This is a genomic window from Mesorhizobium sp. M8A.F.Ca.ET.208.01.1.1, from assembly GCF_004791315.1.
Classification (GTDB): Bacteria; Pseudomonadota; Alphaproteobacteria; order Rhizobiales; family Rhizobiaceae; genus Mesorhizobium.
In genome coordinates this window covers 119,314-129,941 of the sequence record NZ_SRUT01000013.1, presented here as the reverse complement: position 1 = coordinate 129,941, position 10,628 = coordinate 119,314, and the positions used below count along the sequence as shown (strand labels likewise).

Below are 10,628 nucleotides of genomic sequence, written 5' to 3'. Positions count from 1 at the left end.
GCTGCTCGATGTCATCAGGGGACAGCGGATATCCAGCGTTGATCGGGAAGTCGTTGCCGACCGTTCCGTAGCCGCTCAGGATCTTGTCCAGCATCTCTTCGCGGTCAATGGCAAGCTTCAGCGCCATTCTCAGATCATTGTTGTCAAACGGTGGCGTGTCGCAGAACATGTTGAAGCAACAATAGCCGGGACCCGAGGTGGGCACTACCTTCAGGTTAGGCACGCGCTTGATGAGATCAACGACTTTAGGCTCGACCCCATAGATCATATGTACCTGGCCGGCCTGCAGGGCAGATACCCGGGCCGTGTTGTCGTTGATGGCTAAGATCTCAACCTGATCGGCGAAGCCCATCTTGTCGGACTGCCAGAAATTGGCGAAGCGCTCGCCCCCGTAGCGGACGCCGGGCTCGTTCACTGCCACCTTGTAAGGGCCGGCACCGATGCCGGCGGCCGGATTGTCCTTGCCGCCGTTCGGCTGAATCACAAGATGATAATCGGTCATCAGATAAGGGAAATCAGCATTCGCGCCCTTCAGCGTCACAACCACCTCGTCGCCACTCGCCTTCATGGTATCGATGCTCGTCAGCAGGCCTAGCGCACCCGATTTTGAGTTCGCGTCGGAATGACGCTCGAGCGTGGCCAGCACATCTTTCGCTGTCACGGTCTTGCCATCGTGGAACTCGACATCCTTACGAATTTTGAAGGTCCACACTTTGGCGTCTTTGGATGAGCCGATTTCCTCGGCGAGGCGGTTCTCAAGTCCGCCGTCGGGCGCCAACGCCACGAGATACTCGCCCCAACAATAGCCGAAGAGTGAAACCAACTCCGAGGCGGACGCCGGATCGAGGCTGTCGGTCGACCCACCGCCCCCGGCGCCGCCCTTGAGGATGCCACCGCGGACCGGGCCTTGGGCCCGCACGGCGTTGGCGAGAAGCGAATTCGCGAATGTCGCCGAGACGCCGAGCACCGTGGCACGGCTCAGAAAATCACGTCGGCTAAGCCGACCCGCAACGACGCGGCGGCTTAGATAGTCAAGTTCTTGCGACATCCTGGATGCTCCTCATTATAGGTTTGCTATGTGTTCCCTGGGTGTTCCCTGGGGGCCGCAATGCGACCTCCCTTCCGGGTATCAGTACCCGCAGCCACGTGTCGCGTTGCATGAATCGTGCCTATGCTCGTGCAGGAAAACGGCATTTTTACCGCGTAGGCGCACAATTTCCCCGAATAAATTTTGACGCCGTAGCAACACAGACTTGCAGCGCAGCGCGTCGTCGGGACGCCATCAGACCTGTCGCGAGCACCTGCTTCACTGAAACTTGGTACCGAACGCTTCGACGGGCGTTTACCCACGAGCGAGAGCTTGACCTGAAGGGCAAGGTCAGCCTGGCGAAGGGCGAGCCAAGTGCGGGTCTTGCGCATGTTGTGTGCGCGGTAGTCATGGAGGATCACATGGACTGTCTTGTTCCGGACACCTCGCCCGCTGGCCCGCGGTTTGGCTCGGCGAAAGCCAAAGGGCGATCGGCGTTGCGGTGGGGTGAGCCGAGTTCGCGCCTGGTCGGAGAGGCTCGCATGCCGGTGACGCGACACACTGTTGCGGATTATCGGCGCGGACGGATTCGAGCCGCCGTAAGTGCCGCGGGTGGTTGGCATCGCCATGGAAGGATCGTCTGCGATCTGGAGCGCAACCGCGACCTGAATTATTACTGGATCGAAATGCCGACACGATTGAATTATGGCTGGAACCCTATCCTGGCATTGAGGGCATCGGTCGCGGTACATTCGACCGCTTGGAATCTTCCAGAAATGGGCGAAAGCGCTGCGGCTGGCCGCCGCGCAAGGCAGTCAGCGTCCGCCGAAACGGCTTGGCGTCGGAAATGATCAGAACGCCGAAAGCGAGCCGGAAACACCGATAGAAAGTTCCCGAAGCTTTATTGCCTGCGCCACTCGAGGCGCAGCCGGCGCAGCGAGTTCTATACTGAAATCCTTCAGTTACGGAAGCCCGTTCTCTTCCCGCGATAGATCGCCTCCGATTGGCGTGAACGTGAGAACTCCCGAACGCTGGCCTGCAGCGGGTGCTGAGCCCGATCACCGGCGGCCGCGCTCGCGCTCCGTCCTCATAGATTATTTTCGAGACGTATCTTGATAAGGGCTGGATGGAAGGTCAAGACAACGGGCTCCAGCTGTGGACCGAAATCTAGCTGTCGGGCGACATGGAAAACTGCCCCCCTATTGCCTCACCGAGGAATGTTACCGAACGCGATAGGGCCGACATGGGCCCTTTCTCCATCCGTCGCGGCGGAGGGAGATAGCGGCCAGCTCTTCATCCAACCGCCATCGAGGATGGTCAGCCCAGCCATTTCCATGCGCCAGACCTTCACAAGCCGTTGCACCATTCTCAGGTTCTTTTCCTTAAAGCGCGAGGGGTCGATCTTTGTCAGGCGTTGCAACACACTTGCTGCCGAGAGCGCCGGCTCTTCCTCGAGCCATCCCTTGATCTGCGCCTCGAACGGCTCGTACATGCTGGGTCTCTTCGGATAGGGTTTGGTCCGCCGATACGGCCGCCGATGCGTTGGTCGGGTCTCGCCACTCTTCCAGGCCGTCTTCAGATTCGCGGCGAAGCGCTGGAGATCGATAACGGCCGGCTCCTCAATCTTCGCATTCAGGCCACGACGATCGACCCGCCGCCCAAGCTCCTCCTGCGCGGCGCGGATACCAGCAAACAGCAGCACGGGATCGGCGGTTTCCATCATCGCCTGGAGCCGCTGCTTGTCGGCCTCGGCCACACCCGGATGTGCAAGGACACGGGCCGCAGGCGGAACTGGCGGATGATAGCGCTTGATCACACGAGCGCCGATCCGCGTCTTCTCCTGAAGCTTGAATGACGGTTGGAACAGATTGCCGTAAAGCCGCACGACAGCATAAAGTTTACCAAGCGCGGCCGTCGCCTCCGCGCCGACAAACCGACCATACCCCACCAGGCGACGCACGATGGCGCCATTCTTCTGCTCCACATGCGCCTGGTCATTCTTTCGATAGGCGCGCGAGCGCGTCACTTCCAGTTCCTCGCTGCGGTACCAGGAGACGACGAACTCGTTCATGAAGGCGCTGTCGTTGTCGAAATCTACGCCGAGCAGGGGGAAGGGAAAGAACGAGCGGGCCTGCTTGATCGCCACAATCACATTGCCGCTGTCGCGTGTGCGGACCGGAACGCATTCAGTCCACCCCGTGGCAATATCGGTCAACACCATCGTCTGCACAAAGCTGCCGGACGAAGATGTGCCGGAATGCGCCACGAAATCGACCTCGACGTAACCGGGCGGCGGATCATTCCAGTCCCCGAAGGTGCGCACCGGCACCGATCGGCGAACCGCCGAACTCATTCCTGCTCGCCGGCGCTGGCCGCCGCGAGCCACAACACGTACCTCCGCCAAAAGCCGATCCATCGTCGCCGGGCTTATTGTCAGCAGCTTGCCGCGGAGCGCGGCATCGAGCTCTAGCCGGCCATGCCGTTCAAGCGCTGGCAGCAAGACAGGTATCAACGGCCGCAGCCGTTTGGAACACAGCCGCTCCGATGCCTCCCACAACACCACGAGCGCTTCGCGAACATCGCCGCCATAGCGAAGGCTGTGCCTCTTGTTGCCAGGTATCTTCGACGCGCGTTGACGGAGCACTCGGATCGCATGCTTGCGATGATAACCGGTCACCGCGACGAACTCATCGAGGATGAGGCGCTTATCGCTTCGGCTCCCCGATCGATACCGCTCGACAATTGCTTCCACCAATTCCGACCGTGTCGCCATGCTGATCCGCCTTGCCATCCATCCTCCGAATCGGGATGACAACACCTGACCATCCCATTCGGAACAGCGACACTATTGGTAACATTTTGCTTGAGGCAATGCGGGGGTCACTTCCGGATGTCGCTTGATACTAGCACCGTGCTTAGGCGGACCGCCGCCCATGTGGAGCGGTCATCGACCCCTCCACCAATTCGCGGTCGCGCTGCCTCGATCAATAGATTGGCGACGCTAGGGCAGTGGCTGACCTCCTTCGCAGAAGGCATCGGCCGTTACATTGAGGGTGCCAACCAGTCTTTGGGGCATGAGCCGGGTAGAAGGCCAGACCAACCGCCTTGTTAAGGCCCAGATTTACCGGCGCGAGCCCATCCAATCCTCTAGAGCCGACTGCTGGCAGCCGTTTTAAGCGAGACAAAGGGATATCCCGAACGAAGTGCGTGCATTTTATAAGCGGAAGCGCCTTGATTGTCGCCGCGTAGCGCGCCTCGCAGCCCTATTTCTTTCCTCGCGAACGGGGCCGCAGATCGTTGCACCAATACCCATGATTGGGGTTCCGACTGTCGGGAAAGAATGGGGGTACGGCACAATAAGGGGCAGAGCTGCCATCTAGGTTCCAGATGGGCGCGATATAGATTCAATACCTACAAAGTCTGATTACAGTCTAGTATCTAAGATGATAATACGATGGAAAAAGAAATGGCATATTGGAACATTGAAGTAGATCAGCCGCTCGTTGCGGTCTCGACGGATGTCCACCTACTCTACAACTATCTATGGCACGCGGCACCCCAGCAGTATCTTGAGGCGGCGGTAGATGCGGCCGGCGTTTTTCCGGTGCTGGTCCCTTCGTTCGGCGATCGGCTTGACTTCGACCAACTCCTCGCTGCTGTCGACGGCGTGATAATCACCGGCTCCGGGTCGAACGTGCATCCCTCGCTCTATTGCGGTGACGCGAGTGAAGCGAACGGCCCATATGACCCAGCGCGCGATTCGACCACACTGCCTTTGATCCGCAAGGTAATCGATCATGGGCTTCCGCTGCTTGCCATCTGCCGCGGTATTCAGGAATTGAATGTTGCGCTCGGCGGCACGCTTGCGACTGAAATCCAGGATCGTCCCGGCTCGCTTGATCACCGGGCGCCGCAGAGCGATAGCCGGGACGAGAAGTTCGCCATCCGCCAGACTGTCACGATCCAGCCCGGCAGTTACCTCGCGGAAGTGATCGGCGCAGGCAAAATTAGAGTGAATTCGCTCCACCGCCAGGCGATCGACCGGTTGGGTGCGCGGCTTGAGGTCGAGGCGGTGGCCGAAGATGCAACCGTGGAAGCTGTGTCGGTGCGGAACGCTCGCACCTTTGCAGTCGGAGTCCAGTGGCATCCCGAATACTGGGCGAAGTCCGACGAAGCGTCCGAACGTATCTTCCGCGCGTTCGGAGATGCGGTTCGGGCCCACGTGGCGGCGAGGATCGGTACACGGCTATCCGCCGGATGATTGTGCCGGTGCTGTCATATTGGTTTTGCGCTCACGCCGGGCGCTCTTGCCCGGGTAGACGCCGTCCAGGGCTTCGCCGGCTCCACAACATTGCCGGTCTATGATGTGAGACACAACGCAGCTCTCCGGCGGCGGTTATGTAAATAATGTAGGTATTGATCGCCGATTAGAGTTCAATTCGGATTTGGACCTGGGTGATCCGCCTCAAAGAATGAGGCCGAGAGTTGGATTTGGACGTCACAAGAACAGCATTTCGATTGCCGTTGCCGATGGAATCCGCATCAATGCTTGCGCTACGTCTGGCTGACAGTAAGCATCGGTATTACGCTGAAGGCCTTTTGCTTCAAGAACGGATAAGAAAAATGTTTGCGATCTTGTGCGCAATCGCTCGCTGAACGGGATGCACGTTATCGTCTCGGAGGCGCATCGATGCACAAACTATATTGTTCGCGGTCTGCTGCGGCAATCCTTACTCTTATTTTGATCTGAGGAGCGATATGATGGGAGATAATGGCTTGCAGCCGCCGCTTCCCTCCGTCGAGCCACGGATCCGGGTCCTTCATAACGACGTCACGATGGACCAGTTTCGTTGGCTTCGGGACCTGAAGAATCCGGGTGTCCGCGCGTATCTTGAAGCCGAGAACAGCTACGCGGAGAAAGCGACAGCTCACCTGAAAGGTCTTAAGGCGGAACTCATCGCCGAGATCGAAGGGCATCAGCCTTGCGAGAATGCCCCCCCAGCCTTCCAAGTTGGACGGTTTGAGTATTTCCAAAGACACGAGCAGGGGCTGGCTCATCCGGCCTGGTGGCGCCGGCCGGTGGCCGGACATCCGGCCGAGCTTGTTATGGATCCGAACGTGCTCGAAGGGGCCGAGCTCTTTTACAAGCTCGGTGTCTTCGAGCCGAGTGACGACGGGCGTTACGTGGCCTTCAGCTTCGATGTCATCGGTGACGAGAACTACGAGCTTTGGGTGCGGGATATGGAGACCGCTCGTGACGTCTGGATGGGATCGAGGCGTGCTGCCATGGTTGTCTGGGCCGCGGATGGTCATACCCTGTTTTTCACGAGGGAGCGGGCTGACCTGCGACGACAAACTCATGAGCTTATCCGTCTGGACGTCGCAGCCGGGCACTCTGAGGTGGTATTCGAGGAGGCGGACGAGCGACTGAATGTGGGCATAAGGCGCTCTGATAGCAGCGCCTGGCTGTTTCTTGATGTAAAGGCCCTTCATCGAGGGCCGGTTGAGGTGTGGTGCCTTCCCGCCGACCAGCCGGACGCTGGATGGCGCCGTTTGGTGGCGCGTGAATTTGGTCACCACATCCTTGCAGAGCACTGGCAAGACAAGTTCCTGTTCCACCTCGATGACGCCGGACCGTATTACCGACTCGTGCGTGCGCCGATTGACGACCCGTCGCCCTCGCGCTGGGAAGAGGTCATACCGCATCGGAATGGCGTGACGCTCGAGGAGGTCCACTTGCTCGAACACCACTTGGTTGTACTGGAGCGAGAAGGCCTTCGTCCTCGATTGGTCTCACGTAACGGAAGCGGGCGGATTGAGGCCACGATCGTTCCCGACGAGCCGAGTTGCACTGTTAGAGTCGGCTTGTCTACGGGGGCTAGCTATTCGGTCCCACGACATCCGTTCCGAAGCTCGAAGCTGCTTTACTCGGTTAGCTCATTCGTAACGCCCGACATCTTCTTTGAGCATGATCTCGCCGACGATCGCTCGGCAGTCCTGCACCAAGCCCACGTTCCCGGATATGACGCGGGTCAATATGTGGCGACGGTCGTCATGGCGGAGGCGGAAGACGGGGTGCAGGTCCCGATCTCGTTGGTCTCACGCCGAGATCGAACGAGCCCCGGGCCGGTATTATTGAATGTGTATGGCTGTTACGGAACGTCGAGATGGCCCTCGTTCTTCACTTGGCCCTCATCGATGACCGCGCGTTTGAGTCTGCTCGATCGCGGAGTTGCTTTCGGCATCGTGCACGTACGAGGGGGGGGCGAACTCGGGCGGCCTTGGCAGGAAGCGGCTACCCGCTATCAAAAGCGTAATACCTACACAGATCTGATCGCCGGCGCCGCGGGGCTCGTTGAGCGGGGGATCGCCACCCGCGACGGGATTGCCATTGAGGGATCGAGCGCTGGCGGGGGTACCGTGCTTGCCACGGCGAACTTGCGCCCCGACTTGTTCCGCGCCGTGATCGCCGAGGTTCCACTCGCCGACCTCCTAGACACCGAGCTGGATTTCACGATGCCGTACGCGCTGCGAGAAACGGCGGAGTACGGAGACCCCCACATCGCCGACGAGTATCGGTACCTGCGCAGCTACGACCCGTACTATAACCTCAGCGCCGATCGTCCACTTCCGCCCACCTACATCGACGCGGCGCTCGACGACAGCCAAGTTTTGTATTATCAGCCCGCTCGCTACGTGGCACAGCGTCGGTCCTGCTCGGGCGGCCGTGACTCCAACCTTATCTTTCGTATTCGGATGGTGGGCGGCCACAGCGGCGGTTCACATGGGCCTGGCGTAGCCGAGCAAACAGCATTTCGCATGGCATGGGTGCTCGACCAGCTACGACGCTCGAGCAGCTGAGCGGTCGTAGCTGCGCCCGGTTGATCGGGCCGTCGAAGCGCACGCGCGTCGATGCGGTCGCAGCGCAGCGGTGATCAGGGTCAGCGTCTTCCAGTGGTCATGCGGGACGCTGCTTTCCGCCTTTGCCCGCGCGGCGCTCATCCCCGAGCGGTCTTGGACCCAGGGGTGAGTAGGCCGGAGGAAATTTCACCCCGGCCTCTCTCAGCACGGTGCGTGAACCTCTCGATTCACACCGCGCCCACCAGGCAAACGTATTCGTCCCGAAAGTCTTCCAATCCTAATTTTCCCGCGCCAGCTTTCTCACGAAGAGGCTGGCCCGCATGTTATGGGATTGAAAGCGCTTGAACTTACGCATGATTGACGCCCTGAGCTTCCGGTTCACTTAATGCATTGAGTCGTTGCGCGATTTTAGCCCGCGTCCCCGGCGCTGCCGCGAGCGCGCATCGACTTCGTTGGGCTGGCCGCATGTGTGTAATCACAGAGGAATTCATATCGCCGTGTGTTCGCCAGGCGTCGCGGCCGGGAACCGACGCCCGAGGAAGTCGAATGCAACATTCGGGTATTCCCCTGCGCCTTTCCTCTTTCCAATAGACGACCTTGGTCTTAGTCGGATGCATTTGGAGCCCGCATGCTGCAAGTCGAGCACCATGCTCCGCCTGAGGGCTTCTGCCAGCTGCTCATTCCGGCATGCACGCAGCAGTTCGGACTGGTTTGAGCCCGACTCATGAAAGCCGATCCCGGAGGTCGTCCCCCATCATTCACGCTGCTTTACGGTGCAGTGTCAGTTCATACTGAACTCTTTCCGTGCCTCTGCAGCAGACTCTCTGCGCCCGCAACGCCGCCAGGGTTGCCAGATCATATGGACGCACGAACGACCGACCGGCCGCGACCTGAATGAAAACATCGGGTTCAGCGACGTCCGTCCATGACGCAAGCAGCGAGCGAAGTCGTCCCGCCGCGTCGTAGAACATGACGCGGTCCTCGCCCCAGTTCTGCTTGCGGGTCGACAGCACGAAGCGCTGGCCGCGCCACGGATGGAACGGGTGCGTGATCTCGAACTCTATACGCGCTCGAGTGTCAGCACGAACTGCAGTCCTAGACTTGAAAGAAGGCCAAGGTCGAAGGCGCGGTGCTGATTGTCGAGCGCCGGATTCTGGCGCGGCTGAGGAACCGATCCTTCTTCTCGATCGCCGAGCTCAACGCGGCGATCGCCGAACTGCTCGAGGAGCTGAACAACCGGCCGATGCGCCATATCGGCCATGCGAGCACGCAGCACCCCGAGTTCGAACTCGCTTATGCTCCCCTTCATGCCGAGCAGCAGGCGATCGTTCGGCAGTCCCGGATCGTAGCCTCCGTCCAGATCGATCACCCGTGCATCGACTTCGCCGCACAACTCGAGCAGCCGATGCCAGTCCGGTCCGTTGCGAGACAGGCGGGACGCCTCCAGGCAAAGCACAGCGCCCACATGACGGGTGCACAGATCGTCGACCAGGCGTTCGAAACCGGGACGTTCCACAGCTCCACTTGCGGTGCGTCCCAAGTCCTCGTCGATCACCTCAACCTTGCGGAATCCCCAGCGCCGCGCGACGTCGACCAGCTCATATTGCCGACGCTGGCTCTCAAGATTGAGCCGCACTTGCGCCTGCGTGGACTGACGTACATAGACGACGGCCTTGCGCTTGAGGATGGTGGCCGGAATCAGATTACTGCTCGTCATCGCGGCTCTCCTCCGTCACGATATCGGCGGCGGCCATCAGCACATTGGCGAGCCGGGCGATCACGATCGTTCGTTGCGCTGCGCTCAGCCCGACTAGCTTGTGCGAGTCGAGCGGCATGCTGAGCTGGCGAACGATCACGAGAGATCGTGTCGGTGGCGGCAAGGTTCTCATTTTGAGTCTCCCCGATGATGAAACCATCCGGAGAGCCTCGCCGGAAACGGCGCTGGATCAAGAGCTTGTTCAGTTCAAGCAGTGCAGCAAGCGACGCGCGCGGGGAGCCCAGATCCATTGCTGCGCACGCCACGGGATCTATCATCCAGGCCGGAGCGGTAATGACATGCCCCGGCACGATGACGAGATGAATGATCCGGCCGTTGGCGCGTTCTTCGCTGTTCTCGCAGCGAAGCCGGCGTCCGAAATACGGATGCCAGCGATAATGGACTTCGACCTCCTGCCCAACATGGGCAGAATGACCCCGAGATTGCGATGCCGCGCAGGGCTCGCTCGGCTGCATTGTTCGATAGGCAGATCCGCCCATCGTCGAGGAACCGGGTGAAGGATGACCAGCGGCGCAGCATGTAGTTGAAGGCCTTGCTCAGGTCGTGTCCGCGAGAAAGCTTGTCGCGCGTCTCGATCATCCAGCGCTCGAGCTCGGTGACTAAGCGCGCGCTCCGCTCCTGGCGCACGGCGTGGCGTTGGGCTGGCGACAGGCCGTTGATCTCGCGTTCGATATCGAACAGGGCATCGATGCGCTTCACGGCTTCGACCGCCAGCGGATAGACCAGGTTGGGCTTCTCGCTGCGCGCCTTCTTGCGCGCCGCCGCTTCGATATCGGCCAGCTCGAACACTTTGCGCCGGCTGTGGGTCCAGCAGCTGGCTTCCATAACAGGCGCCGGCTGACGACCCGTCGCATAGAGCTCGCCATAACCGCCAAAGGCATCGGCCTGCAGAATGCCGCTCCAGCCGGCGAGATGCGCCGCGGGATGTTCGCCTCGACGATCGCGGGAATAGTAGAACACCGC

6 protein-coding genes and 2 pseudogenes are annotated in these 10,628 nt (G+C 60.2%); 2 read left to right on the top strand and 6 right to left on the bottom strand.

The features are described 5' to 3' along the window. Both EN851_RS32295 and EN851_RS32290 read right to left on the bottom strand, forming a co-directional pair. Positions 1-1,048: ABC transporter substrate-binding protein (locus EN851_RS32295; protein WP_135930853.1), on the bottom strand; the 1,048-nt coding region annotated here is incomplete at its 3' end. Between the two features lie 1,186 nt (positions 1,049-2,234). Further along, a complete protein-coding gene (locus EN851_RS32290) occupies positions 2,235-3,800 on the bottom strand; it encodes a transposase (protein ID WP_245520858.1) in 1,566 nt (521 codons plus the stop codon). Positions 3,801-4,481: 681 nt separating this feature from the next. On the opposite strand from EN851_RS32290, the gene EN851_RS32285 reads away from it, so the two are divergent. Further along, positions 4,482-5,288 carry a gamma-glutamyl-gamma-aminobutyrate hydrolase family protein gene (locus tag EN851_RS32285; RefSeq protein ID WP_245520857.1) on the top strand — a complete coding sequence of 269 codons (807 nt, stop codon included), beginning with the start codon at positions 4,482-4,484 and terminating at the stop codon, positions 5,286-5,288. A gap of 500 nt (positions 5,289-5,788) precedes the next feature. Then, positions 5,789-7,888, top strand: coding sequence for a prolyl oligopeptidase family serine peptidase (locus EN851_RS32280; protein ID WP_135930851.1), 2,100 nt, complete (start codon positions 5,789-5,791; stop codon positions 7,886-7,888). A 758-nt stretch (positions 7,889-8,646) separates the two neighbouring features. Here the strand turns inward: EN851_RS32280 and EN851_RS32270 are convergent. From EN851_RS32270 to EN851_RS32255, 4 genes and pseudogenes are all read right to left on the bottom strand, one after another. After that, positions 8,647-8,940 carry a DUF5372 family protein gene (locus tag EN851_RS32270; RefSeq protein ID WP_281041113.1) on the bottom strand — a complete coding sequence of 98 codons (294 nt, stop codon included), beginning with the start codon at positions 8,938-8,940 and terminating at the stop codon, positions 8,647-8,649. 200 nt (positions 8,941-9,140) lie between these two features. Beyond that, positions 9,141-9,605, bottom strand: a pseudogene (locus tag EN851_RS32265) (recombinase family protein); the annotation flags it as partial. Further along, positions 9,592-9,777: a hypothetical protein gene (locus EN851_RS32260; RefSeq protein WP_135930850.1), complete on the bottom strand. Its 186-nt coding sequence runs from the start codon at positions 9,775-9,777 to the stop codon at positions 9,592-9,594. The gene EN851_RS32260 and the pseudogene EN851_RS32265, both read right to left, overlap by 14 nt. A gap of 308 nt (positions 9,778-10,085) precedes the next feature. After that, positions 10,086-10,628: pseudogene (locus EN851_RS32255) on the bottom strand (transposase); the annotation flags it as partial.

What these genes read in the sequence shown, in the direction of transcription:
- EN851_RS32260 (WP_135930850.1), bottom strand. Translation starts at nt 9,777, where the DNA reads ATGAGAACCTTGCCGCCACCGACACGATCTCTCGTGATCGTTCGCCAG.
- EN851_RS32285 (WP_245520857.1), top strand. Translation starts at nt 4,482, where the DNA reads ATGGAAAAAGAAATGGCATATTGGAACATTGAAGTAGATCAGCCGCTC.
- EN851_RS32280 (WP_135930851.1), top strand. Translation starts at nt 5,789, where the DNA reads ATGGGAGATAATGGCTTGCAGCCGCCGCTTCCCTCCGTCGAGCCACGG.
- EN851_RS32290 (WP_245520858.1), bottom strand. Translation starts at nt 3,800, where the DNA reads ATGGCGACACGGTCGGAATTGGTGGAAGCAATTGTCGAGCGGTATCGA.